This window comes from Rhodococcus sp. 2H158 (genome assembly GCF_053764755.1).
In genome coordinates, this window is sequence record NZ_JBSNCE010000009.1 from 131,031 (window position 1) to 156,466 (window position 25,436).

Genomic DNA, 25,436 nt, shown 5'->3' on the forward strand with positions numbered 1-25,436 from the left:
CGCTCCGGCAGGTGCATCCGTCGAGACCGGCGCGGGCGGCAGGACTCGTCGGCCGCCGCGCGCCGGCCTGCCGCGCATGGCGCGTCGGCGCGGTCACGGCGGCAACAACTAGCCTGGAGCGGTGCTGCTTCCGGATCTGACCCCCGACATCGTCGACGAGGACTCGCTGTTCGACGCCTTCACCGCCTTCACGACCGGGCGCGGCCTCTCGCTGTATCCGGCACAGGAGGAGGCGCTGCTGGAGCTGGTCTCCGGGTCGAACGTGATCCTCGCGACGCCCACCGGGTCGGGCAAGTCGATGGTGGCGCTCGGCGCGCACTTCTTCGCCCTGGCCACCGGTACGCGCACCTTCTACACGGCCCCGATCAAGGCGCTGGTCAGCGAGAAGTTCTTCGCGTTGTGCGAGGTGTTCGGCGCCGCTCGGGTCGGGATGATGACCGGCGACGCCTCGGTGAACCCCGGTGCCCCGATCATCTGCGCCACCGCCGAGATCGTCGCCAATCTGGCGCTGCGCGAGGGCGCCGACTCGGACATCGGCCAGGTGGTGATGGACGAGTTCCACTTCTACTCGGAGCCGGACCGCGGGTGGGCCTGGCAGGTGCCCCTCGTCGAACTGCCCCGCGCGCAGTTCCTGTTGATGTCGGCGACCCTCGGCGACGTCACCTTCCTGAAGAAGGACCTGACCCGGCGCACCGGCCGCACCACCACCGAGGTGTCCGGCTCCGAGCGGCCGGTGCCGCTGTCCTTCTCCTACTCCCAGAAGCCGATCGGCGAAGAGATCGAGGAACTGGTCACCACGCACCAGGCCCCCGTCTACGTCGTCCACTTCACCCAGGCCGCCGCCCTGGAGCGGGCGCAGGCCCTGACCAGCGTGAGCATGTGCTCGCGCGAGGAGAAGGACGCGATCGCCGAGGCGATCGGCGCGTTCCGGTTCTCCACCGGCTTCGGCAAGACGCTGTCGCGGCTGGTGCGGCACGGCATCGGCGTGCACCACGCCGGGATGCTGCCGAAGTACCGGCGGCTCGTCGAGCGGCTGGCCCAGGACGGGCTGCTGAAGGTCATCTGCGGCACCGACACCCTCGGGGTGGGCATCAACGTGCCCATCCGGACGGTGCTGCTGACCGGCCTGACGAAGTTCGACGGCACCCGGACCCGGCAGCTCAAGGCCCGCGAGTTCCATCAGATCGCCGGCCGCGCCGGCCGCGCCGGATTCGACACGATGGGCACCGTCGTGGTGCAGGCGCCCGAGCACGAGATCGAGAACGTGCGTGCCCTCGCCAAGGCCGGTGACGACCCGAAGAAGCGCCGCAAGGTGCAGCGCAAGAAGCCGCCCGAGGGATTCGTCTCGTGGGGCGAGGGCACGTTCGAGAAGCTCGTCGCCGCCTCCCCCGAGCCGCTCACTTCGCGCTTCTCCGTGAGCAATTCGATGCTGCTGAACGTGATCGCCCGCCCCGGCAGTTGTTTCGAGGCGATGCGCCATCTGCTCGAGGACAACCACGAAGCGCCCCCCGCCCAGCGCCGGCACATCCTCAAGGCGATCTCGCTGTACCGGGGGCTGTTGCAGGCCGGGGTGGTGCAGCAGCTCGACGAGCCCGACGAGTTCGGCCGGACGGCGCGGCTGACCGTGGACCTGCAGCGCGACTTCGCGCTGAACCAGCCGCTGTCGCCGTTCGCGCTCGCCGCGATCGAGCTGCTCGACATCGACTCCCCCACCTATGCGCTGGACGTGGTGTCGGTGATCGAGTCCACGCTCGACGATCCGCGGCAGATCCTCATGGCGCAGCAGCACGCCGCGCGCGGTGAGGCCGTGCAGCAGATGAAGGCCGACGGCATCGAGTACGAGGAGCGCATGGAACTGCTCGAGGAGATCACCTGGCCGAAGCCGCTGGCGGAACTCCTCGAGCCGGCGTTCGAGACGTACCGCGCCGGGCATCCGTGGGTCTCGGAGTTCCCGCTGTCCCCCAAGTCGGTGGTGCGGGACATGGTCGAGAAAGCCATGACGTTCGCCGAACTGGTCGGTCACTACGGCCTGACCCGTTCGGAGGGACTGGTGCTGCGCTACCTCGCGGACGCCTACCGGGCGCTGCGCCAGACGGTTCCGGATGCGGCCCGCACCGAGGAACTCGAAGACCTCACCGAGTGGCTGGGCGAGCTGATCCGCCAGGTCGATTCGAGCCTGCTCGACGAGTGGGAGTCGCTGACCAACCCCGGCGTCGAATCCGACGATCAGCAGGTGGCATTCGGCGCGGATGTGCCCAAACCGATCTCGGCGAACACGCGGGCGTTCAAGGTGATGGTGCGCAATGCGATGTTCAAGCGGGTGGAACTGGCGTCGCGGCGACGGTGGAACGAACTCGCCGAGCTGGGCGACGGACTCGAGGCACAGGACTGGGCCGACCTGCTCGAGCTGTACTTCGAGGAGTACGACGAAATCGGCACCGGCCCCGACGCGCGGGGCCCGCAGCTGTTCACCGTGGTCGAGGAGAAGGATCTGTGGCGGGTCCGGCAGACCCTGGCCGACCCCGCAGGGGACCACGGCTGGGCGCTGCTCGGCGAGGTGAACCTCGCCGAGTCCGACGCGGCCGGCGAGGTGGTGTTCGACGAGTTCGAGATCGTCGAGGGCTGAGCGGTGCCGTCGTCCCTCGTCCTGCGTGGCGCCCGCACGGCGCCCGGTGCCGACCCGGTCGACCTGCCGATCACCGGCGACCGCGTCGGCGGTGACATCGCGGGCAGCACCGAGGTCGTCGACGTCGGCGGGCGACTGGTGCTGCCGGGCCTGTGGGACGCGCACGTGCACTTCGACCAGTGGACCCTCGCGCAGGCCGCGCTCGACCTGTCGGGCGCGACGTCGGCCGCGCACGCGGCCGCGCTGGTGGCCGCCCGCCTGGCCGGTGACCCCGTCCCCGTCGTGGTCGCGCACGGTTTCCGCGACGGGCTGTGGCCGGACATGCCCACCGCTGCGGCGCTCGATGCGATCGCCCCCGCCCGGCCGGTCGTCGCGTTCAGCGGGGACCTGCACAGCGCCTGGTTCAATACTGCTGCGCTACAGCGTTTCTGGCTGCATCCACACCCGACGGGGTTGCTGCGGGAGACCGAGTTCATGCCGCTGATGAACGAGATCCAGCACGTCGAGCCCGAGGTGCGCGATCGCCTCGTGGACTCCGCGGCCCGGGCGGCCGCGGCCCGCGGCGTGGTGGGCGTCGTCGACTTCGAGATCGCGGACACTCTCGCCGCGTGGAGGCGCCGCATCGGCGCCGGGACGCGGCACCTGCGTGTGCGGTGCGGGATCTGGCCCCGGTGGCTGGACGCGGCGATCGCGGCGGGCATGCGCACCGGCGACGTGGTACCCGGCACCGCGGGGCTGGCGACGGTGGGTCCGCTGAAGGTGATCGTCGACGGATCGCTCGGCACCCGCACCGCCTACTGCCACGACCCGTATCCCGACGGCGGGCACGGGGTGTTGTCGGTGCCGCCGGAACGGCTCGAGCCGCTGATGCGCCACGCCCACGAACACGGGCTCGAGAGCGCGATCCACGCGATCGGTGACCACGCCTGCGAGCACGTGCTCGACGCGTTCGCCGCCACCGGGGCGCGCGGCAGCGTCGAGCACGCCCAGTTCGTGGCCGAGCGCGACTTCCCGCGGTTCGCCCGGTCGGGTGTGACGGCGAGCATCCAGCCGGCGCACGTGTACGACGACGTGGACCTGGCCGAACGGTACTGGCCCGGCCGCACGCACCGCTCCTTCCCGTACGGGACGCTGCACGCGGCCGGGGCGCGGCTGGTGCTGGGCTCCGACGCGCCGGTCGCGCCCCTGGATCCGTGGCGGACGCTGGCCGCCGCGATCGACCGCACGCTGCCCGACGGCCGGGTCTGGCACCGCGAACACGAACTGGACCTGCGGGTGGCGCTGGCCGCGTCCACCGGTGGTCGTGCCCGCGTCGCCGTCGGCGACGTCGCCGACCTGGTGGTGCTCGACGCGGACGCGCTGCCCCGCTCCGGTGCGGAGCTGGCCGCGATGCCGGTGTGGGGCACGATGCTCGGCGGACGCTGGACGCACGGGCCGCTAGCCTGAGCGGGTGAGCGAAGAGTCCGCCCCGGCGTTCCGGCTGGCCTACGTCCCCGGGGTCACCCCCGCGAAATGGGTGCGGGTGTGGGCGGAGCGGATACCCGACGTCCCCCTCGAGCTGGTGCCGGTGGACGCCGCCGACGGCGAGGCCGCTGTGCGCGACGGCACGGTCGACGCCGCGGTGCTGCGGCTGCCGCTGCCGCGCGAGGGGCTGTCGGTGATCAATCTCTACACCGAGGTATCGGTGGTGGTGGTACCCGAGGAGCATGCCGTTGCGGCCGTCGACGAACTGAGCGTCGCCGATCTCGCGGAGGAAACGGTGCTGCATCCGCGCGACGACGTGCTGGACTGGGCGCGCCTGCCGGGAGAGGCGGCGTTCGAGCGCCCGGCCACGACGGAGACGGCCGTGTCGTACGTCGCCTCCGAGGTGGGGGTGCTGGTCGTGCCGCAGTCGCTGGCCCGGCTGCACCACCGCAAGGATCTGACGTACCGGCCGGTGACCGATGCCCCGCAGTCGCAGGTGGGCCTGGTGTGGCTCTCGGAGCGGACCACCGATCTGGTCGAGGAGTTCGTCGGGATCGTGCGCGGCCGCACCGCCAACAGCTCCCGCGGCCGGCAGGACGAGTCCCAGCCGAAGCAGAAACGGCGCGGGGAGCGGCAAGGATCGCAGCCGAAGAAGGTGGTCGGCGACAAGAAGCCGAAGACCCGGCGCGGAAACGCGGGCCGGCCGAAGAGCGCCGGGCGTGCGCGCCGGCGCCGGTAGCAGCCCGGGAGGCCGGGGCCGGAACACGGCGCCGCGCAGGAGTGTTCCGTCGCGTGCGGGCACCGCGACGTTCCGGTCGACACGCACGCCGGCGGGCGGACCGGTCACGGTGACCGGCGGCCCGGGCGAAGCGGCGTAGCCTCCGCGGTCCCCGCGGACCGCTCACGCGGACCGCACCAGGCAGAAGAGGTGGCCGCTCGGATCCCGGTAGGTGCGGAAGGTCGGGCTGGGGTTGGGCCCGACGACGCGGGTTGCGCCGTGCCGCAGCACCCACTCCTCCGCGGCGTCGAGGTCGTCGACCTCGAGGTCCAGGTGTGCCTGCAGCCCGACCCGGTCGTCCGGCCACGTCGACGGGGTGAACTCGGGGGCCAGCTGGAACGCCAGGCCCCCACCGGCCGGGGCGCGCAACTGGACCCAGTCGTCGTCGGTGGCGGCGTCGTCGATGTCCCAGCCGAGCAGCACGGCGTAGAACGAGGCCAGCCCCGACGGGTCCGGCGTGTCGAGGACGTAGACCTGCAGTGCGATGGCGGGACGCGACATGGGCTCATGATCCCGCGAAGTCGTCGCGTGGGCCCGGGAAACGGGCCTATCCGGCGGCGCGGGCCTCCGGCGGGGCGACCGAGCACTCCAGCCCCTCATCCGTTTTCGGGAGGCACGACCTCGATCTCGCGCCCCCAGGCGACCCCGGGCGCGGCCGGCAACCGGTCCCCGCTCCAGAACCGTCCGGGGTCGTACCAGTTGCTGCCGCGCCCGCGTTGCTCGAGCAGCCCCATCGCCTCCAGGGTCGCGCCCACCACCTCGGCGCAGTACGCGCGCTCGAGGCCCGCATCCGCCGTGCGTTTCCGCCACGGCAGCCGGCCCGCGAACCAGCGACCCGCCAGCCGGCCCGTCGAGGGGAACGGCGTGCCGTCCAGCCGGGCGACGGTGCGCAGCAGCTGATCCTCCTGCGCCGGCGTCACCTCGACGCCGAGCTGGCGCAGCCAGCCGCGCTGCCCGTACCGGGCACTCCACACCTGCACCGCTCCACGCAGGTCGTGCAGCTGCACACCGCGGTGGTGCCGGCCGGTCCACATGTCCGGCAGGCTCCTGCCCAGTTCGGCATGCCACATCAGCGGTGGCAGATCGTCGAGGACCACCGCCATGCCGACGTGGTTGACGGGGGCGTTGGTCAGCGTCTGGATCGCCCGGTCGGCGTGGCTGCTGCCGCGGAAGATCCAGAGGTCGCCGGTGCGGGTCAGCGCCACCGCGTCGTCGAGGGTGATCCGGGACTGCGCTGAGCTCCGCTGCTGCATGACCGACAGCCTCTCACGCGGGGAGGTAACGGGATCCGGACGCCGAGCACGGGAGGTGGCGGCCGACCCGCCGTCGCTGCCCCGCGTCGATGCGCCTCACCCGAGGTTGACAGCGCGGCAGACGGCGCTACGGTGCAGGGATGGACCACGAGGTCCGGTACGCCGCCAGCGGGAATGTCAGCATCGCGTACCAGGTGCTGGGCAAAGCGGGACCCGACCTCGTCTTCGTTCCGGGATTCGTCTCGCACCTCGACCTCGCCTGGGAGGAGCGGTTCTTCGCGCGTTTCCTGCGCGGCCTGGCGTCGTTCGCCCGGTTGATCTGGTTCGACAAGCGGGGCACCGGCCTGTCGGACGTGCCGCGGGAGGAGGTGTCCATGGACGCCTGTGTCGAGGACATCCGCGCCGTGATGGACGCCGCCGGGTCCCGGCGGGCGACCCTGTTCGGGGTCGCCGTCGGCGCCGGGATCTGCACGTCGTTCGCGTTGAAGTACCCCGGCCGCACACGTTCGATGATCCTGTGGGACGCCCATGCCCGGCTCCTGCGGGACGACGGGTATGCGGCGGGGTGGAGCGAGGAGTTCTTCTCGTCGGTCCTGGACGGCATCGACGAGGGGTGGGCGACGGGCTCCGGCATCGGGTCGATGAATCCGACACTGGCCGGGGACGAGCGGTATCGATCCTGGTTCGCGCGTCACGCCCGGGCAGCGGCGGGCCCGGCGCAGGCCCGGGAACTGTTCCGGCTCTGCGCCGCGACCGATCTTCGTCCGAGGCTGCACGAGATTCGAGTGCCGACGCTCCTGCTCCACCACGTCGACGATCCGTGGCTGTCGGTCGAGCATTCCCGCTACGTCGCCGCGCGCATTCCGGGCGCGACACTCGTCGAACTGCCCGGGATCGATCACTGGCCCTGGATCGGCGACATGGACGCGGTGCTGATCGAGATCGAGGCCTTCCTGACGGGGGTACGGCGGGGCCGCCGGGACCGCCCGGCCTGGGGGCCGGAGGCCCTGACCACCCGGGAACGGGAGGTGGGCGCCCTGGCGGTCGCCGGACTCAGCTCCCCTGAGATCGGCCGGCGCCTGTTCATCGGCGAGCGGACGGTGGAGACCCACCTCGCCAACATCTACGCGAAGCTCGGCATCAACTCGAGGGTGGAGCTGGTGCGGCGGGCGGTCGAATTCGGTCTGTGAGCCGGCGCCCGGCACCGCCGGGACGGCGCGCAATGTCCGTACTGGTACCGATGCGTTCATCTCTGTTGTGCGCATACCGTTCTCTTCGAGAGCGGTTGCAGGAGGTGCATCATGAACAGGCACGCCGAAGTCGGCCCCCGGCAGTCGATCCACGATCTGATCCCCCGCCTCCGACAGGCGTCCGCACTGCGCGACGGACCGGAGTCGGTCCGTGCGGTTCTGGCCGCCGCAGTCGCCGACGACAGCGACTGGCTGGACCCGCAGTACCAGGAGCGTCCCGAGACACGGGACTGGGTGCTGTACCCCGTCCACCGGGCCTCGGACGGGCACCTGTCGATCCTGGTGGCGGTGTTCAAGGCCGGAGTGAGCACTCCGGCGCACAATCACGGCGCGTGGGCCGTGGTCGGCGTGTATCGGGGCCGGGAACGGGAGACGTGGTATCGCCGGCTCGACGACGGGAGTGTGCCGGGCAGGGCCCGGCTCCAGGTTGCCGACACCTTCGTGAACCCGCGGGGCAAGGTGACCGTCGTTCCCGACGGAACGATCCACTCGGTGGAGGCACTCGGCGGGACCGATGCGATCTCGATCCACGTCTACGGCACGGACATTCTCACGCAGAACCGCAGCACGTTCGATCTGCGTACGGGCAGCGAGGCGCCCTTCCGTCCCGACTTCACCGACGTCGGACCCGAGCGCTGACGGCCCGGCGCCGAAGGCTGTTTCCCCGTGTCCACTGGAAGGAGGAGGGCGTGACGACGGGAGCGGAGACCCGCGATCGACGATCCGCCGGACAGCTGCCGGAGCGGGACCCGGTACGGGTGGAGCTCCGGCCGGTCGACGCGGTCGATGTGACGACGCTGGTGGACAACTCCTCCGACGTGCTGCTGCCCGACGTGGGGCCCGTCCGCCGCTGGGGGCTGGCCGGATCGGCAGGTCCGCTCCCGATCGTCCCCAGCGATCTGGCGGTCGGATTCCGGACTGTCGACCTCCTCCGAGCGGAGCACGGGTTCTCCGTACTGATCGAGGTCCGGGTCGGCGAAACCACGCACCGCGTGCTCTACGACGCGGGGGCCACGCCGGACGGTCTGATGGCGAACCTCGATCGGCTGGCGATCTCCCCGGACGGCATCGAGGCGATCGTGTTCAGCCACGGCCACTTCGACCACGTCATGGGTCTGCAGGGCCTCGCCCGCCGGCTCGGCTCCCGGCGCCTGCCGATCCTCGTGCACCCCGACTTCTGGACGAGGCGGCGCATCGTCGGTCCCGACGGCGCCTTCGAGCTACCGACACCGAGCCGCGCAGCGATCGAGGGCGCGGGATTCGTCGTCGTCGAGAACCGGCGCCCCTCCTTCCTGCTGGACGGAATGCTCCTGGTGACCGGCCGGATCGCCCGGACCACCGAGTACGAGACCGGCATGCCGGGCCATCAAGCCCACCGGCACGGCCGCTGGCGGCCCGACCCGCTCATCCACGACGACCAGGCCGTCGTCCTGCACCTACGCGACCGGGGACTCGTCGTGCTCACCGGATGCGGGCACGCCGGGCTGATCAACATCCTCGAGCACGCCGAGCGGCTCACCGGGGTCGGCCGGCTCCATGCCGTCCTCGGCGGGTTCCATCTCCGCGACGGTCCGATCGTCCCCCGGACGGTGACCGCCCTCGCCGCGGCGGATCCGGCCGTGGTCGTGCCCGCCCACTGCACGTCGTGGAAGGCGCAGCACGCGCTGTTCACCGCCCTCCCGGACGCCTTCCACCCCAATGCCGTCGGCAGCCGATTCGAATTCCGGACAAGCCCGCAGCCGGATACGGCCGCGCAGGGACGCAACGGAGCACCGGACAGGCCCTGAGACACACTGTTCGGCCGGAGCGTCCGGGCGATCGCCTCGTCCGGGCGATCGCGCCGGTCGACGGTGGCGAGCATCGGTCACAGGTGAGCGCGGCCCCAGCCCAATCCCTACCGTCTAGGCTCGCGCCCATGGCATTGAAGGGCAGGCAGTGGTGGAAACTCGTCGGACTCGCCGGTGTGGTCGGCGTCGCGGCGACGGGCGCAGTCGTCGCGCGCGACGAGCGCAGACGACGCGCCCACACGCCCGACGAGGTACGCACGGTGCTCCACGACCGCTACGCCCGCGTCGCCGCCGCGCACGACACGCAGGGCGCGGTGCCGCTGGACGACGTGCCCACGGGACTGCGCGAGCGGATCTGCACTGTGCTGCAACGGCTCCGCCCCCGCCGCTGACGCGACCCGCGCTGCCGGTTCCGAATCGGTCGGCGCCGCTCGATCGTCGATCAACCCAGGGCCGAGGCGAACCCGTCCACGAGGTCCTGCACCTGCTCGTCCGTCATCACGAACGACGGCGAGATCTGCAGCGCACCCTGTCCCGCCGCCCGGCTCGAAACCCCGTGCCGCCGAAGCACCTTCACGAACCCCGGCGCCTCACCCGGGTCGGCGAGCTGCACTGCGGCGACGGCGCCGAGACCGCTGCGGACCTCCGCGACGCGCGGGTGCTCGGCCAGCGGGGACAGCTTCTCGTGCAGGGTCCGCTCCAACCGCGCCGACTCGTCGAGCAGGTTCTCACGCTCGATGATGTCCAGGTTCGCCAGGGCAGCCGCGGCGGCACCGGCGTGCCCGCCGTAGGTGTAGCCGTGCCGCCACCACACCCCGCCGGCGAAGAACGGCTCGGCCACCTTCGGCGCCACGAACACCGCGCCCATCGGCACGTACCCCGAGGTCAGGCCCTTCGCCGTGGTGATCAGGTCGGGTTCCAGGCCGAACCGGCCCGAGGCGAACCACGACCCGCCGATGCGGCCGAAGCCGGTGACCACCTCGTCGACCACGAAGAGCACGTCGTGCTCGCGGCAGATGTCGCGGACCTCGGCGAGATAGCCCTCCGGCGGCAGGTACACCCCACCCGCGCCGATGATCGGCTCACAGAAGAACGCCGCGATCCGGTCCGCGCCGACCCGCTCGATGAGGGCGAGCAGCGACTTCGCGTCGTCCCAGGCCACCTTCGCGGCGTCGTCCCACAGGTTCCCGTACCCCTCGGCGTTGACGGGGATCCCGGCGAGCGACGTGCCTCCGACGTGCATGCCGTGGTAAGCCTTCTCGCGGCTGACGACGAGGGTCTTCTCCGGCCGGCCCATCTCCTGCCAGTAGCGGCGCGTCAGCTTGGCCGCCGTGTCGATCGAATCGGAACCACCCGAGGTGAAGAAGATCTTGCTGCCGGGAACGGGAGCGATCGCCGCGAGCCGCTCGGCCAGCTCGACGGTCGGCTCCGCGGCGAGGTCACCGAAGTTGGAGTAGTGCGCCACCTTCGCCAGCTGCGCCGCCACCGCGTCACCGATCTCGGAGCGGCCGTGGCCGACGTTCGCGAACCACAGGCCGGCGGTCGCGTCGAGATAGCGGGTGCCGGCGGAATCCCAGATGTAGGCGCCCTCTCCGCGCGCGACGACGAACGCACCGTCCCGCTCGACGACACCCATGTCTGCGAACCCGTGCCACAACGCGCCCACGATCTGCTCCTGTTCCACGAACGGCGATGAAATTGCCATCCTATGCGGCGACGGTCCGCGGGCGCCGCGCGGCGACGGTCCGCGCTTCGCTAGGCTGTTGATTCAGCATGTCCACCTCACCCGAGACCCCGCGCTCCCCCGCCCCGCCCGGGGCGACCCGTCGCGACCTGAAGGCAGGCCTCACCGAGGTATCGCTGCGCGACGAGCACCGCATCCGCCGGCGGCTCGACCGCGCCCGCGGACCCGAGGCGCTGGCGAAGATCGCCGACGAGATCGAGCAGGCGCGGTTGCGGCTCGCGGCGCGGGCGGCCGGCGTGCCGACGGTCACCTATCCCGACAACCTCCCGGTCTCGCAGCGCAGGGACGACATCGCCGCCGCGATCCGCGACCACCAGGTGGTGATCGTCGCCGGCGAGACCGGCTCCGGCAAGACCACGCAGATCCCGAAGATCTGCCTCGAACTCGGCCGCGGCGTGCGCGGCCTGATCGGGCACACGCAGCCGCGCCGCATCGCGGCCCGGGCGGTCGCCGAGCGCATCGCCGAGGAACTCGACTCCGAACTCGGCGACACCGTCGGCTACACCGTCCGGTTCACCGACCGGGTGTCGGACTCGACGCTGATCAAGCTGATGACCGACGGCATCCTCCTCGCCGAGATCCAGCGCGATCGGCTGCTGCGCCGTTACGACACCCTCGTCATCGACGAGGCCCACGAACGCAGCCTCAACATCGACTTCATCCTCGGCTACCTCAAGGAACTGCTGCCCCGGCGGCCGGACCTGAAGGTGATCATCACCTCGGCGACCATCGACCCCGAACGGTTCGCGAACCACTTCGCAGCGGCCGACGGCACGCCCGCACCCATCGTCGAGGTCTCCGGCCGCACCTATCCGGTCGAGATCCGGTACCGGCCCCTGACGGTCGAGGTGGGCGACGCGCTCGTCGACCGCGACCCGGTGGACGCCGTCTGTGAGGCGGTCGAGGAACTCTGCGCCGAGGGAGACGGGGACATCCTCGTGTTCCTCTCCGGTGAACGCGAGATCCGCGACACCGCCGACGCGCTGCGCGACCGCAAGCTACGGGGCACCGAGATCCTGCCGCTGTACGCGCGGCTGTCCGCCGCCGAGCAGCACCGGGTGTTCACCCCGCACACCGGCCGGCGAGTGGTGCTGTCCACCAACGTCGCCGAGACCTCGCTCACCGTGCCCGGCATCCGCTACGTCGTCGACCCCGGCACCGCGCGGATCTCCCGCTACTCGGTGCGCACCAAGGTCCAGCGACTGCCCATCGAGGAGATCTCGCAGGCCTCCGCCCGGCAGCGGTCCGGCCGCTGCGGCCGCGTCGCCGACGGCATCTGTATCCGGCTGTACTCCGAGGAGGACTTCGAGGCCCGCCCCGAGTTCACCGAACCGGAGATCCTGCGCACCAACCTCGCCTCGGTCGTGCTGCAGATGACGGCGCTCGGGCTCGGTGACCTCGCCTCGTTCCCATTCGTCGAGGCCCCCGATCCGCGGGCCGTCCGCGACGGTATCGCGCTGCTCGAGGAACTCGGTGCGCTCGAACCGCCGTCGAAGGACGAACCACCGAAACTGACCGGCACCGGACGCGAACTCGCGCTGTTGCCGGTCGATCCGCGCATGGCGCGGATGATCGTGGAGGGTCACCGCAACGGGTGCCTGCGCGAGGTCCTGATCATCGTTGCGGCGCTGTCGATCCAGGACGTGCGCGAACGGCCGGCCGAGTTCCAGCAGGCGGCGGACGAGAAGCACGCCCGGTTCGCCGTCGAGGGCTCGGACTTCCTCGCGTACCTGAAGCTGTGGGACTACCTGAAGGAGCAGCGGAAGGAACTGTCGTCCAGCCGGTTCCGCAAGATGTGCCGCGACGAGTTCCTGCACTGGCTGCGGATCCGGGAATGGCAGGATCTGCAGGGCCAGCTGCGCCAGATCACCCTCAACCTCGGGTGGGAGACGCGGCATCAGGACGTCGGCCACGACGCGATCCACCAGTCGCTGCTGGCCGGGCTGCTCTCGCACGTCGGTGTGCGTGAGGGCGAGAAGCGGGACTTCCTCGGCGCGCGCGGGACCCGGTTCGCGATCTTCCCCGGCTCGTCGCTGTCCAGGAAGCCGCCGCGCTGGGTGATGGCCGCCGAGCTGGTCGAGACGTCGCGGCTGTGGGCCCGGGTCACCGCGCGGATCGAACCCGAATGGGCCGAGAAGCTCGCCCCGCACCTGGTCAAACGCACCTATTCCGAACCGCACTGGTCCACCAAGCGCGAGGCCGCCATGGCCTACGAGCGGGTCACGCTCTACGGCATTCCTCTGGTCGCGCAACGGCCCGTGCAGTACGGCCCGATCGACCGCGAGGCCTCACGCGAGCTGTTCATCCGGCATGCCCTCGTCCAGGGCGAATGGCGGACGCGTCACAGGTTCTTCCACGCCAACCGTGAGTTGCTCGAGGACGTGGAGGCGCTCGAGCACCGGGCCCGCAGGCGCGACATCCTCGTCGACGACGAGACGCTGTTCGAGTTCTACGACCAGCGCGTCGGACCGGAGGTCGTCTCGGCGCGGCACTTCGACGCGTGGTGGAAGAAGGAGCGGCAGAAGAATCCCGACCTGTTGACCTTCACCCCGGAAACGGTGGTCAACCAGGAGGCCCCCACCGTCCTCGGCGGCGACTACCCCGACGCGTGGCGGCAGGGCGATCTGCAGTTCCCCCTCACTTACCAGTTCGAGCCCGGCACCGAGGAGGACGGCGTCACCGTCCGCATTCCCGTCGCGCTGCTGGCCGGGGTCCGGCCCGTCGGCTTCGACTGGTCGGTACCCGGTATGCGGGTCGAGCTGGTCACCGCCCTGATCAAGACGCTTCCCAAGCATCTTCGCCGCCAAGTCGTTCCGGCACCGGACTTCGCTGCGGCAGCCCTCGCGTCTGTGCAGCCGCGGTCCGAGCCGCTCGTCAACGCGATGGCGCGGGAGCTGTCGCGGCTCGGCGCGGCGCGGATCGAGCCGAGCGACTTCGAGCCGACCGCACTGCCGGACCACCTGCGGATGACGTTCGCGGCCGTCGACGAACGGGGCGCGGTACTCGCGCGCAGCAAGAGCCTGACCGCGCTGCGCAGGCAGCTGGCGAACCGTGTCGAGGCCGAGGTCTCCCGGGCGGCGTCCAGCATAGAGCGCGCCCCGGCACTGGTATGGACAGCCGAGACGCTCGGCACCCTCGAGCCCACGGTCACACGCACCGTCGCCGGCCAACAGGTGACCGGATATCCGACGCTGGTCGCCGAGAATGGCGGCGTGGCCGTGCGGGTGCTCAGCACCCCGCACGCGCAGCAGGCCGCGATGCGCACCGGGCTGCGGGCCCTGCTGCTCGAGGCGGTCCCGATGCAGGCGCGCGCCACGACATCGGGCCTGAGCAACGGCGAACGGCTGGCACTCGGCCGCAATCCGGACGGCTCGTTCGAGGATCTGCTCGAGGACTGCCGGGCGTGCGCCGTGGACGAGCTGATCGCCCGGCACGGCAAGACGGTGCGCACACCGGACGAGTTCACCGCGCTGGCGAAGGTGGTGCGGGCCCAGCTGCCGGGCCGGGTGGCGGCGCTGCTGAAGCTCGTCGTCCCCGCCCTGGCCAGGGCACACGACGTGGAGGTGCTGCTCGAACGGGTGCGCGGCGAGGCCGCCGAGGACGTGCGTGAACAGCTGACCTCGCTGCTGTTCAAGGGTTTCGTCGCCGAACTCGGCAGTGCCCGGCTGGCCGACCTGCCCCGCTACCTGGCGGCGGCGGCACACCGGCTCGAATCGCTGCCGGCGAGCGCCCTTCGCGACCGGCAGGGCATGGACGTGCTGGACCGGGTCTACGCCGAGTACGACCGACTGCTCGCGCGGCTGCCGGAGGAGCGGGCCACGGCGGCCGATGTGGTGGCGGTCTCGTGGATGATCGAGGAGTTGCGGGTCAGCCTGTTCGCGCAGCACCTCGGCACCCGCGGGCCGATCTCGGAGAGGCGAATCCTCAAGGCCGTCGCGGCGATTCGCTGATCCGGCGACGAGGATCCCGGCGCGCGACGAACGGCGCGGCGTTCAGTCCGGGGACTCGGTCTCGCGCCGGTGCTGGTGCTCGCGCAGTTCCTTGATCTCGCGCTCGAAATCCTCTGCGGAGCTGAAGGACCGGTAGACGGAGGCGAACCGCAGATACGCCACCTCGTCCAGGTCCCGCAGGGGGCCGAGGATGGCCAGACCGACCTCGTTGCTCGGAATCTCCGGGGAACCCTTGGCCCGCACCGCGTCCTCGACCTGCTGGGCGAGGAGGTTGAGGGCGTCGTTGTCGACGTCGCGGCCCTGGCAGGCACGGGCCACCCCGCGCACCACCTTCTCCCGGCTGAACGGCTCGGTGACGCCGCTGCGCTTGACGACCGACAGCACCGCCGTCTCGACGGTGGTGAACCGCCTGCCGCACTGGGGGCATGCCCGACGGCGACGGATCGCGGCCCCCTCGTCGGCTTCGCGGGAATCGACGACGCGGGAATCGGGGTGCCGGCAATACGGGCAGTACATGTCGATTCCTTCGTCGTAGCCGTGCTGGCCGCGACGTCGGCGTCGAACCGATGCCGTCCTCCCGAGACCGGACTCACCGGCAGGCGAATCGCTCTCGGCGCGACCACACGAGGTGGTGTGACTGACAAGAGTCGACAATACCTGCATACCCGGGTCGTCGGCCGGATCCGGTACCCGCCCGTCCATGCCGGTTCACCGCGGCACGGAGGCCGGAACGAGCAGGGCCTGGCCGTCCCGCAGACGGCCGTCCGACATGGCATTGAGTTCGCGGATCCGCTCGATCGCCTCGGGGCGGGGCAAAGCCGGAGCCACCCGCGCCGCGACGTCGCCGAGCGACTCCCCCACCTGCACGACGGTGACGTCGGTACGTGTGGCCCCGGCCGCGACCTGGCTGGTGCGCAGGTGGGCAATCCCGAGCAGTCCCGCGGTCGCGACCGCGGTCAGCAGGGCCGTCGCCAGTACGGTGCGCAGGCCGGACTGCGCGGTCCCGGCGGGCCGGTGCGGGACGCGCGAGACCCGGACCGGAGCGCGCCGGTAGTCCACCACCCCCGGATCCGGCCGGACCGGCAGCCGCCGGTCCGCCGCCTCGTGCGGGCGCCGCGCGAGGTGCGTCGCCGCGGAGCGTCGTGCCCGGCCCTCGCCGTCCCGTCCGGTGTCATACTGCCCGGTACCGTCGTACTGCCCGGTGTCGTTCCATTCGGTTCGGCGAACTGCTGATGTCCTCATAGAGGCCTCCGTGTCGCTCGTCCGCGGGCCGGGGCCCGCGGCGGAACTTCGGTCACCGCTCGATCGACGGCGAGAATGATTCGATCACCTGTTCGAAAGAACGTGTGTTCGATGTGTACCACGCCGCTCCGACAAAGTCAGCACTACCGGCCGAAAATCTCGAACAGATGTTTGATAACCGGCCATCGGAGAGCTAGATTCGATCCATCACATCCAGCACATCCGACACACGACGCACGGAGGTCACGATCATGACGGACGGCCATCCCCGGGCCGGGCGGAGCCGGACGACCACCGCCGATCCGGCCGCCGGCCTGACTGAACGCCAGCGCCGCGTCCTCGAGGTGATCCGCGAATCGGTCACCGAACGGGGCTACCCTCCGAGCATCCGCGAGATCGGTGACGCGGTGGGCCTCAACTCCACCTCGTCGGTGGCGCACCAGTTGCGCACCCTCGAACGCAAGGGCTTCCTCCGGCGCGATCCGAACCGCCCCCGGGCAGTGGACGTGCGCGGCCTCGACGATCCGCAGCCAGCGGCCCCGCAAGCGCAGCCGATGGACGGGGTCGACACCGCCGCCGAGTCCGCGACGCCGGCCGCCATGGTTCCCGTGCTGGGCAGGATCGCGGCGGGTGGTCCGATCCTGGCGGAGGAGTCCGTCGAGGACGTGTTCCCGCTCCCGAGAGAACTGGTGGGGCAGGGATCGCTGTTCCTGCTCAAGGTCGTCGGCGAATCGATGGTCGACGCGGCCATCTGCGACGGTGACTGGGTGGTGGTGCGCCAGCAGAACGTCGCGGACAACGGCGATATCGTCGCCGCCATGCTCGACGGCGAAGCGACCGTGAAGACGTTCAAGCGCGTGAAGAACGACGTGTGGCTGATGCCGCACAACCCGATGTTCGAACCGATTCCGGGCAACGACGCCGTCATCCTGGGCAAGGTCGTCACCGTGATCCGCAAGCTCTGACGTCGCTCCCTGCGAACGCGCTCGGGCGGCGCCGCGGATCGCGGCGCCGCCCGTGCTCGTTCCGGGCCGGGACCGGTGCCCCGAGGCCGGTCAGAGATTCAGGCCGCGGCCGATGATGTCCTTCATGATCTCGTTGGTGCCGCCGTAGATCTTCTGCACGCGGGCGTCGAGATACGCCTTCGCGACCGGGTATTCGCGCATGTAGCCGTAACCGCCGTGCAACTGCAGGCACCGGTCGATCAGCTCGACCTGCTTGTCGGTGGTCCAGTACTTGGCCATCGCCGCCTCCTGCACGCTCAGGGTTCCGGCGTTGAGCTGCTCGATGCACCTGTCCACGAACACGCGCGCGAGGGTGGTCTCGGTGGCCAGCTCGGCCAGCTCGAACCGGGTGTTCTGGAAGCTGCCGATCGACTTGCCGAACGCCTTGCGGTCGCGGCAGTACTGCATCGTGTCCTCGAGCACGGCCTCCATCGCCGCCGCCGCCACCACGGCGATCGACAGGCGCTCCTGCGGCAGGTTCTGCATCAGGTAGATGAAGCCCAGGCCCTCCTCACCGAGGAGGTTGGCGGCGGGCACCCGCACGTCGGTGAAGTGCAGTTCGGCGGTGTCCTGCGCCGCGAGGCCGATCTTGTCGAGATTGCGGCCGCGCTCGAAGCCGGCCATCCCGCGCTCGACGACGAGGAGCGAGAAGCCCTGCGCCCCCTTGTCCGGGTCGGTGCAGGCGACGACGATCACCAGGTCCGCGTTGATGCCGTTGGTGATGAAGGTCTTGGAACCGTTGAGGATCCACTCGTCGCCGTCCCGCACCGCGCGGGTCTTGATGCCCTGCAGGTCGCTGCCCGTGCCGGGCTCGGTCATCGCGATCGCGGTGATGATCTCGCCGGAACAGAATCCCGGCAGCCAGCGCTGCTTCTGCTCCTCGTTCGCCAGCTTCAGCAGGTACGGCGCCACGACGTCGTTGTGCAGCATGAAACCGATGCCGCTGAAACCTCCGCGCGTGGTCTCCTCGGTGACGATCGTGTTGTAGCGGAAGTCCTCGACACCGCCGCCGCCGTACTCCTCGGGCACGGCCATGCCCAGGAAGCCCTGCGCGCCTGCCTTCTTCCAGACCTCACGGTCGACGATCTTGTCCTGCTCCCACTGCTCGTGGAAGGGAGCCACCTCCTGCTCGAGGAACTTCCGGTACGACTCGCGGAAAAGTTCGTGCTCGGGCTCGAAGAGGGTGCGTTCCATGTGCGCTCCTGTATCCGATGACGTGCGTCACGCTCACGGTAGACATCGGAGGACGGGTCTGACGCTGACAGGAACGAGCGTTATTTGTGACCGGACACGCCGGGCGGTCGGCGGCGCAGGTCCGCCAACCGCCGCAGGAGCGGGTAGGCGATCAGGATGCCGATCGAGCCCCACGCGATGCCGCCGAGTTCGACGGAGCCGACGGTGAGGGTGAGGTCGCCGATCCCGGCCACGAGCGCGGCGGCGGCCACCGTGAGGTTGACCGGATCGGTGAAGTCGACCTTCGCCTCCATCCAGATCCGCACGCCGAGGATGCCGATCAGGCCGTACAGGACCAGGGTGGCGCCGCCGAGCACGCCGTCCGGGACGGTGAAGACGAGGGCACCGAACTTCGGCGAGAAGGCGAGGACCACGGCCGTCGCGGCGGCCACCCAGTACGCCGCGGTCGAGTACACCCGCGTCGCCGCCATCACGCCGATGTTCTCGGCGTAGGTGGTGGTGCCCGAGCCGCCGCCGATCCCGGCGAGCGTCGTGGCCAGGCCGTCGGCGAGCAACGCGTCGCCGGCGACGTCGTCGAGATTGCGGCCGGTCATGGCCGCCACGGCCTTGACGTGGCCGACGTTCTCGGCGACGAGAACCACCACGACGGGCAGGGCGATCAGCACCACGGACAGCTCGAACGCGGGGGCGCGCAGCTCGGGCAGGCCGAACCACGCGGCGTCGCGCAGGGCCGCGACGCGTTCCTCGGCGAGGCCGCCGGTGACGGCGGCGAAGAGCCAGCCGACGATCACGCCGACGAGAATGCCGAGGCGGCCGACGAGGCCGGGGCCTAGCACCGTGACGAGCAGGATCGCGGCCAGCGTGATCGCCGCGACGAGCGGCTGGGCCTCGAAGGATCCGACCGCGACCGGCGCGAGGTTCAGGCCGATGAGTGCGACGATCGCGCCGGTCACGACGGGTGGCATCAGCGCGTCGACGACGCGGGACCCCAGCGCCTTGACGACGAGACCGACGAGCGCGAGGGCGACTCCTACGGCGACGATGCCGCCGAGCTGGGCGGCGGGGCCCTCGCCGGCCGAGGCCGCCAGCGGCGCGATGAACGCGAACGACGAACCGAGATAGCTGGGCACCCGGCCGCGGGTGATCAGCAGGAACAGGGCGGTGCCGACCCCGGAGAAGAGCAGCGTCGTGGTGACCGGGAAGCCGGTGATCGTCGGCACGAGCAGCGTGGCGCCGAACATCGCGATCACGTGCTGCATGCCGATGCCCACGGTGCGGGGCCAGGACAGTCGTTCGTCCGGGGCGACGACCTCGCCGTCGGCAACGCGACGTCCGTCGCCGTGCAGGGTCCAGCCGAACCCGGCCGTCCGCGTCCTCAGTTGTTCGTTCACAACGGGGAATGGTAGGCGCCGGCCGGCTCCGGGAGCAGGGCGCGGGGGTGACTCCCGACGCGGATCACGTCAGGCGAGCACCCGGGCCGCTGCCTCGCGCGCCTCGCCGGGGTCGACGGTGCGGAGCACTTCGTCCGCGGCCTCGCGGCACCGGTCGAGGGTGACCGTGGCCAGGCGGGAGCCGACGCCGGCGACGGCCGCTGCCGCACAGGACAACGATGTGACCCCCATGCCGGTCAGGACACAGCCGAGCAACGGGTCGGCTGCCGCCTCCCCGCACACCCCGACCCGCTTGCCGGCCGCGCGCCCGGCGGCGGCGGTGCGGGCGACCAGGGCCAGCACGGCCGGCTGCCACGGGTCGGTGAGGGCCGCGAGGTGCGGCGACATGCGGTCCGCGGCCATCGTGTACTGCGCGAGGTCGTTGGTGCCGATCGACAGGAAGTCGACGTGTTCGAGGAGACGTTCGGCGAGCAGCGCGGCGGCCGGCACCTCCACCATCACCCCGGGCACGAGGTCGCGGGCGCGGACGGCGGCGGCGAAGTGCGCGGCCTCCGCGACGGTCGCGATCATCGGCGCCATCACCCACGGCGCGGCGCCCGTGCGGGCGGCCGCGGCGGCGACGGCGTCGAGCTGCCGGTCGAGCAGTCCTTCGGTGGCGGTCGCGATCCGGATGCCGCGCAACCCGAGTGCGGGGTTGTGCTCGTCGGGATGGTTGACGAAGCGCAGCGGCTTGTCGGAGCCCGCGTCGAGGGTCCGCAGGACGACCTTCCGGCCGGCGAAGGCGGTGAAGACCTCCGCGTAGATCTCGGCCTGTTCCTCGACGGTCGGCTCGGTTTCCCGGTCCAGGAAGCACAGCTCGGTCCGGAACAGGCCGACCCCCTCGGCCGGGGTCTCGCGGGCGGCACGGGCACCGGCACCGTCCTGCACGTTCGCGAGGATCTCGACACGATGACCGTCCGCGGTGGTGCCCGGACCGGCCCAGGACGCGATGCGCGCACGCTCGCTGCGGTCGGCGGCGACCGCAGCGGCCGCGCCTTCGGGGTCGGGCTCGAGGCGGATCTCACCGGCGGCCCCGTCGAGGAGGACGCGGGTGCCGGCGGGAACGGTGTCGAGGTCGGCCGCCGCGACCACGCAGGGGATGCCGAGCTGCCGGGCGATGATCGCGGTGTGGCTGGTGGGCCCGCCGAGGGTGGTGGCGAGCCCGATCACGCGGGTCGGATCGAGGCCGGCGGTGTCGGCGGGGGCGAGGTCCTCCGCGAAGAGAATCGAGGGTTCCTCGGGCAGGTCGAGACCGGGTTCGGGGTGGCCGCTGAGCTCGGCGATCACGCGGTCGCGGATGTCGAGGAGGTCGGTGACGCGCTCGGCCATCAGCCCGCCGAGCTTGGTGAACATGTCGGCGAACTGGTCGGTGGCGCCGACGGCGGCCTCGGTCGCGCCGGCCCCGCTGCGGATCTTCGCGGCGACGGCGCCGAGCCAGCCGCGGTCCTCGGCGAGCTGGGCGTTGGCGAGCAGGACCTCGGCGGCGGCGCCGGAGGCCTGGCCGGCGCGGCTGCGCAGCCGGTCCGCGACGGTGGTCGCGGCCGCCCGGAAACGCTCCGCCTCGGCGTCGCGCGCGGTGTCCGGGATGCTCTCGAAAGTGGTGGGGATCTGCGGCCGCGGCGCGGGGCGCACGACAGGGCCGTAGGCAACCCCGGGCACGACGGGCGTGCCCCGAACGATCGACATCTCCGCCGCTGCGGGGATCACCTTCTCCATGTCTCCTCCTCGCCGCCCGGTGTGTCGGGATGGGCCTCCGGGGTATTTCTGTGATCGAGATTACTCCGAACCATTGACATGTCAACACATACGGGCGTAAAACAACATAAAACAACATTCGGCCGAAAGGGAGCCCGGCGTGTACGCAGAGGAACGGCAGCAGGCGATCGCCGAGCTGATCGGCCGACGGGGACGGATGTCCGTCGCCGATCTGGCCACCCGTTTCCGCGTCACCACCGAGACCGTCCGGCGGGACCTCGCCCTGCTCGAGCGGCTCGGCCATGTGCGCCGGGTGCACGGCGGCGCGATCCCCACCGCAGCGCTCACGGTGACCGAACCCGCGCTGAGCGAGCGCGAACACACCCACGCCGTACAGAAGGACCGGATCGCCGCCGCGGCGGCCCGGTACCTCCCCCCCGCCGGCGGCAGTGTGGTGTTCGACGCCGGCACCACCACCGGCCGGCTGGTGGCGGCGCTGCCCGCCGACGTGGACCTCGAGGTGGTCACCAACTCGGTTCCCATCGCCGCCCGGCTCGCCGGCCTCGGATCGGTGCGCCTGCACATGCTCGGCGGCCGGGTCCGCGGGATCACGCAGGCCAGCGTGGGCGAGGACGCGCTGCGGTTCCTCCGGGCTCTGCACGTCGACGTCGCCTTCATCGGCACCAACGCGCTCAGCGTCGGCCACGGCCTGTCCACTCCCGACCCGGACGAGGCCGCCGTCAAGCGCGCGATGGTCCGATGCGCCGACCGGGTGGTCGTCCTCGCCGACTCCTCCAAGATCGGCCGACAGCACCTGATCAGCTTCGCCCCCGTCGACGCCGTGGACGTGCTCGTCACCGACACCGAGATCGACGACACCGACTGCAAAGAGCTCACCGACAACGGAATCGAGGTGGTGACGGCATGATCGTCACGCTGACCGCCAACCCCAGCCTGGACCGGACGGTCGCACTGACGGGCCCGCTCGTCCGCGGCGCTGTGCACCGCGCCGCCGCCACCCGCGTCGACCCGGGCGGCAAGGGCGTCAACGTCGCCCGCGTGCTCCGCGCGGCCGGACGGCCGGTCCTGGCCGTCCTGCCGGGAAACACCGGCGACCCGTTGCTCACCGCGCTCGACGACCACGGCATCGGCTACCGCGCCGTACCGACCGGGGGCTTCGCGCGCAGCAACATCACCGTCGCCGAGCCCGACGGCACCACCACCAAGCTCAACGAGCCCGGCCCGGCGTACACCGAAGGGACGCTCGATGCGCTGCGCCGGACCGTCGTCGATGCCGCCGCCGACGCCCGCTGGGTGGTGATGTCCGGATCGTTGCCGCCCGGCGTGCCCGCCGACTGGTACGCCGACCTCGTCCGCTCCGTCCGCACGGCCGCTGTCGACGGGTCCGTCGCGTGCCGCATCGCGGTGGACACCTCCGAGTCTCCCCTGCTGTCGCTCGCGGCCCGGTTCCCCGACGCCGCCCCCGATCTGCTCAAACCGAACTCGGACGAGCTCGCCCAGCTCACCGGCGCGGACGCCACCACCCTGGAATCCGCGGCGGCGGCCGGCGACACCGGACCCGTCGTCGCCGCCGGACGCCGGCTCGTCGAGCGTGGCGTCGGGGCGGTGCTGGCCACGCTCGGCGCAGCCGGCGCGGTGCTGATCACCGCCGAGGGTGCCTGGCACGCGGTACCCGGACCCGTGACCGCGCGCAGCACCGTCGGCGCCGGCGACTCCTCCCTCGCCGGCTACCTCGTCGCGGAGCTGGCCGGGCTCGGTCCCGCCGAGCGCCTCCGGCACGCCGTCGCGTACGGCTCGGCGGCCGTGGCTCTGCCCGGCACCACGCTTCCCGGACCCGACGACGTCGACACCGGCGCCGTCGCGGTCGCTCCGCTCCACCCCGTTCCCCTCGACACCCCGTCCCCGGCCCTCCCTCACCACCAGTAAGGACACGCCATGCCAGACATCGCTTCCGGCCCCGCCTCCGGGCCCGCGATCATCGACGACGGCCTGATCGCGCTCGACGCAGACCTCGGCGCCGACAAGGAGTCGGTCATCGCCGCGCTGGCCTCGCGGCTGGCCGCCGCCGGCCGCGCCACCGACGCGGCGGCACTGACGGCCGCCACCCTGGACCGGGAGGCCAAGTCGGCCACCGGCCTGCCCGGTGGGATCGCCATCCCGCACTGCCGCGCCGACGCCGTCGCCACCGCGTCGCTCGGTTTCGCGCGGCTGTCCCCCAAGGTGGACTTCGGCGCCCCCGACGGACCCGCCGACCTCGTGTTCCTCATCGCCGCCCCGGAGGGCGCCGGAGCCGAGCACATGAAGCTGCTCTCGTCGCTCGCCCGGGCACTCGTGCGGCCGGACTTCGTCGGGTCACTGCGCGACGCCGCCACACCCGCGGACGTGATCGCGCTGGTCGAGGGGGTCCTGCCGAAACCGGCCCCGGCCGCCACCGCGGCCCCAGCCGCCGAATCCGCGCCGGTCACCCCGGCCACCGAACCCACCCCGGCCGCCGAGCGCACCATCGTCGCTGTCACCGCCTGCCCGACGGGAATCGCCCACACCTACATGGCCGCCGATGCCCTCAAGGCCGCGGGCGAACGCGCCGGGGTCACGGTGCGGGTCGAGACCCAGGGTTCGAGCGGCAGCACCCCCCTGCCGGCGTCCGTGATCGCCGGTGCCGACGCCGTCATCTTCGCCACCGACGTCGGCGTGAAGAACCGCGAACGGTTCGCCGGCAAACCGGTGGTCGCCTCGGGCGTCAAGCGGGCGATCAACGAGCCCGACGTGATGGTCGCCGAGGCGATGCGCGCGGCGAAGGACCCGTCCGCGGGCACCGTCGACGCGGCCTCCGTGGCTGCGGCGGCGGACGAGCCCTCGGCCGGCGAGGTCGGCTGGGGCACCCGGCTGCGTCAGATCCTGCTGACCGGCGTGAGCTACATGATCCCGTTCGTCGCCGCGGGCGGCCTGCTCATCGCCCTCGGATTCCTGCTCGGCGGGTACGAGATCACCGAGCCCGCCGCCGACATCGTGGTCGGCAACTCACTGACCGACCTACCGGACGGCGGCCTGACCACCTATCTCGGCGCGGTTCTGTTCCAGCTCGGCTCGCTGGCGTTCTCGTTCCTGGTGCCCGCCCTGGCGGGCTTCATCGCCTTCGCGATCGCGGACCGGCCCGGCCTGGCGCCCGGCTTCACCGCCGGCGCGGTGGCCGTGTTCGTCGGGGCCGGCTTCATCGGTGGCCTCGTCGGCGGCCTCATCGCGGGCTTCGCAGCGCTGTGGGTGGGTCGCATCCCGGTCCCGGTGTGGGCCCGCGGGCTGATGCCGGTGGTGATCATCCCGCTGTTCGCCACCCTCATCGTCGGCGCCCTCATGTTCCTCGTCCTCGGCAAGCCCCTCGCCGCGATCACCACGGGCCTGACGAACTGGCTCAACGGCCTGTCCGGGAGTTCGGTCATCATCCTCGGCGTGATCCTCGGCCTGATGATGTGCTTCGACCTCGGCGGCCCGGTCAACAAGGCGGCCTACGCCTTCGCCGTCGCCGGCCTCGACGTCTCGAACAACGCATCGCTGCAGATCATGGCGGCCGTGATGGCCGCCGGCATGGTGCCGCCGCTGGCGATGGCACTGTCCTCGACCCTGCGGCCGGGCATCTACAGCACCGCCGAACGCGAGAACGGCAAGGCCGCATGGCTGCTCGGCGCCTCGTTCATCTCCGAGGGCGCGATCCCGTTCGCGGCGGCAGACCCGTTGCGGGTGATCCCGTCGATGATGGCCGGCGGCGCCGTCACCGGCGCGATCGTGATGGCCACCGGGACGACCCTCAGCGCCCCGCACGGCGGCATCTTCGTGTTCTTCGCCATCGGCAACCTGCTGTGGTTCCTGGTCGCCCTCGCCGCCGGCACCGTCGTGGGTGCGCTGTGCGTGACCCTCGCCAAGGAGGTGCACCGGCCCGCCCACCTGCGCAGCAGCGACACCGCGGCCCAGCCCGCCGTCGCCTGATCGGATCCGACGACCGT

At 71.5% G+C, this 25,436-nt stretch carries 20 protein-coding genes; 12 read left to right on the plus strand and 8 right to left on the minus strand.

Features of this window, described 5'->3' with window-relative positions:
* Positions 1-121: 121 nt before the first annotated feature.
* Genes ACWPOB_RS11045 through ACWPOB_RS11055 form a run of 3 tightly spaced genes read left to right on the plus strand, consistent with a single transcriptional unit; the run spans position 122 to position 4,829 of the window.
* Entirely contained in the window at positions 122-2,626 is a 2,505-nt protein-coding gene (locus tag ACWPOB_RS11045) for a DEAD/DEAH box helicase (RefSeq protein ID WP_455400825.1), read from the plus strand.
* A gap of 3 nt (positions 2,627-2,629) precedes the next feature.
* Positions 2,630-4,072, plus strand: a complete 1,443-nt coding sequence (locus ACWPOB_RS11050) for an amidohydrolase (protein ID WP_455400826.1) — start codon at positions 2,630-2,632, stop codon at positions 4,070-4,072.
* 4 nt (positions 4,073-4,076) lie between these two features.
* Entirely contained in the window at positions 4,077-4,829 is a 753-nt protein-coding gene (locus ACWPOB_RS11055) for a LysR substrate-binding domain-containing protein (protein ID WP_455400827.1), read from the plus strand.
* A 162-nt stretch (positions 4,830-4,991) separates the two neighbouring features.
* Here the strand turns inward: ACWPOB_RS11055 and ACWPOB_RS11060 are convergent, their stop codons facing one another.
* Together ACWPOB_RS11060 and ACWPOB_RS11065 are read right to left on the minus strand one after the other, a co-directional pair.
* The gene (locus ACWPOB_RS11060) at positions 4,992-5,369 is read right to left on the minus strand and encodes a VOC family protein (protein WP_006935029.1); all 378 of its coding nucleotides are present in this window, start codon (positions 5,367-5,369) and stop codon (positions 4,992-4,994) included.
* 95 nt (positions 5,370-5,464) lie between these two features.
* On the minus strand, positions 5,465-6,121 hold the full coding sequence (locus ACWPOB_RS11065; protein ID WP_455400828.1) for a hypothetical protein: 657 nt from the start codon (positions 6,119-6,121) through the stop codon (positions 5,465-5,467).
* 140 nt (positions 6,122-6,261) lie between these two features.
* Here ACWPOB_RS11065 and ACWPOB_RS11070 point away from each other — a divergent pair, with 140 nt between their 5' ends.
* The 4 genes from ACWPOB_RS11070 (at position 6,262) to ACWPOB_RS11085 (ending at position 9,550) form a co-directional block, all read left to right on the plus strand.
* Positions 6,262-7,311 (plus strand): alpha/beta fold hydrolase, encoded by a 1,050-nt coding sequence (locus tag ACWPOB_RS11070; protein WP_455400829.1) that lies wholly within the window; start codon positions 6,262-6,264, stop codon positions 7,309-7,311.
* Positions 7,312-7,422: 111 nt separating this feature from the next.
* On the plus strand, positions 7,423-8,010 hold the full coding sequence (locus ACWPOB_RS11075) for a cysteine dioxygenase family protein (protein ID WP_100056941.1): 588 nt from the start codon (positions 7,423-7,425) through the stop codon (positions 8,008-8,010).
* Between the two features lie 50 nt (positions 8,011-8,060).
* The gene (locus ACWPOB_RS11080) at positions 8,061-9,158 is read left to right on the plus strand and encodes an MBL fold metallo-hydrolase (RefSeq protein ID WP_455400830.1); all 1,098 of its coding nucleotides are present in this window, start codon (positions 8,061-8,063) and stop codon (positions 9,156-9,158) included.
* Between the two features lie 128 nt (positions 9,159-9,286).
* Entirely contained in the window at positions 9,287-9,550 is a 264-nt protein-coding gene (locus ACWPOB_RS11085; protein ID WP_006935037.1) for a hypothetical protein, read from the plus strand.
* Between the two features lie 50 nt (positions 9,551-9,600).
* Here ACWPOB_RS11085 and ACWPOB_RS11090 read toward each other — a convergent pair whose 3' ends face one another.
* Entirely contained in the window at positions 9,601-10,863 is a 1,263-nt protein-coding gene (locus ACWPOB_RS11090; protein WP_455400831.1) for an aminotransferase family protein, read from the minus strand.
* A 68-nt stretch (positions 10,864-10,931) separates the two neighbouring features.
* On the opposite strand from ACWPOB_RS11090, the gene hrpA reads away from it, so the two are divergent.
* Positions 10,932-14,852, plus strand: coding sequence for an ATP-dependent RNA helicase HrpA (hrpA, locus tag ACWPOB_RS11095; protein WP_455400832.1), 3,921 nt, complete (start codon positions 10,932-10,934; stop codon positions 14,850-14,852).
* A gap of 42 nt (positions 14,853-14,894) precedes the next feature.
* On the opposite strand, the gene nrdR is transcribed toward hrpA, so the two are convergent.
* Complete coding sequence (gene nrdR / locus ACWPOB_RS11100) at positions 14,895-15,368, minus strand: transcriptional regulator NrdR (RefSeq protein WP_029543374.1); 474 nt, start codon at positions 15,366-15,368, stop codon at positions 14,895-14,897.
* 192 nt (positions 15,369-15,560) lie between these two features.
* Positions 15,561-16,094: a LysM peptidoglycan-binding domain-containing protein gene (locus ACWPOB_RS11105; protein ID WP_455400833.1), complete on the minus strand. Its 534-nt coding sequence runs from the start codon at positions 16,092-16,094 to the stop codon at positions 15,561-15,563.
* Between the two features lie 251 nt (positions 16,095-16,345).
* Here ACWPOB_RS11105 and lexA point away from each other — a divergent pair, with 251 nt between their 5' ends.
* Entirely contained in the window at positions 16,346-17,059 is a 714-nt protein-coding gene (gene lexA, locus ACWPOB_RS11110) for a transcriptional repressor LexA (protein WP_100058522.1), read from the plus strand.
* 90 nt (positions 17,060-17,149) lie between these two features.
* Here lexA and ACWPOB_RS11115 read toward each other — a convergent pair whose 3' ends face one another.
* The 3 genes from ACWPOB_RS11115 to ptsP form a co-directional block, all read right to left on the minus strand.
* Positions 17,150-18,292, minus strand: a complete 1,143-nt coding sequence (locus ACWPOB_RS11115) for an acyl-CoA dehydrogenase family protein (protein WP_100058521.1) — start codon at positions 18,290-18,292, stop codon at positions 17,150-17,152.
* A gap of 80 nt (positions 18,293-18,372) precedes the next feature.
* Complete coding sequence (locus ACWPOB_RS11120) at positions 18,373-19,683, minus strand: uracil-xanthine permease family protein (protein WP_455400834.1); 1,311 nt, start codon at positions 19,681-19,683, stop codon at positions 18,373-18,375.
* A gap of 69 nt (positions 19,684-19,752) precedes the next feature.
* The gene (gene ptsP / locus ACWPOB_RS11125) at positions 19,753-21,438 is read right to left on the minus strand and encodes a phosphoenolpyruvate--protein phosphotransferase (protein WP_455400835.1); all 1,686 of its coding nucleotides are present in this window, start codon (positions 21,436-21,438) and stop codon (positions 19,753-19,755) included.
* A gap of 139 nt (positions 21,439-21,577) precedes the next feature.
* Here ptsP and ACWPOB_RS11130 point away from each other — a divergent pair, with 139 nt between their 5' ends.
* Genes ACWPOB_RS11130 through ACWPOB_RS11140 form a run of 3 tightly spaced genes read left to right on the plus strand, consistent with a single transcriptional unit; the run spans position 21,578 to position 25,419 of the window.
* Positions 21,578-22,345, plus strand: coding sequence for a DeoR/GlpR family DNA-binding transcription regulator (locus tag ACWPOB_RS11130; protein ID WP_100059067.1), 768 nt, complete (start codon positions 21,578-21,580; stop codon positions 22,343-22,345).
* The gene (locus ACWPOB_RS11135; protein WP_455400836.1) at positions 22,342-23,364 is read left to right on the plus strand and encodes a 1-phosphofructokinase family hexose kinase; all 1,023 of its coding nucleotides are present in this window, start codon (positions 22,342-22,344) and stop codon (positions 23,362-23,364) included. Before ACWPOB_RS11130 ends, ACWPOB_RS11135 begins: the two co-directional genes overlap by 4 nt.
* Positions 23,365-23,373: 9 nt before the next feature.
* Positions 23,374-25,419 carry a PTS fructose transporter subunit IIABC gene (locus ACWPOB_RS11140; RefSeq protein ID WP_455400837.1) on the plus strand — a complete coding sequence of 682 codons (2,046 nt, stop codon included), beginning with the start codon at positions 23,374-23,376 and terminating at the stop codon, positions 25,417-25,419.
* Positions 25,420-25,436: the final 17 nt, after the last annotated feature.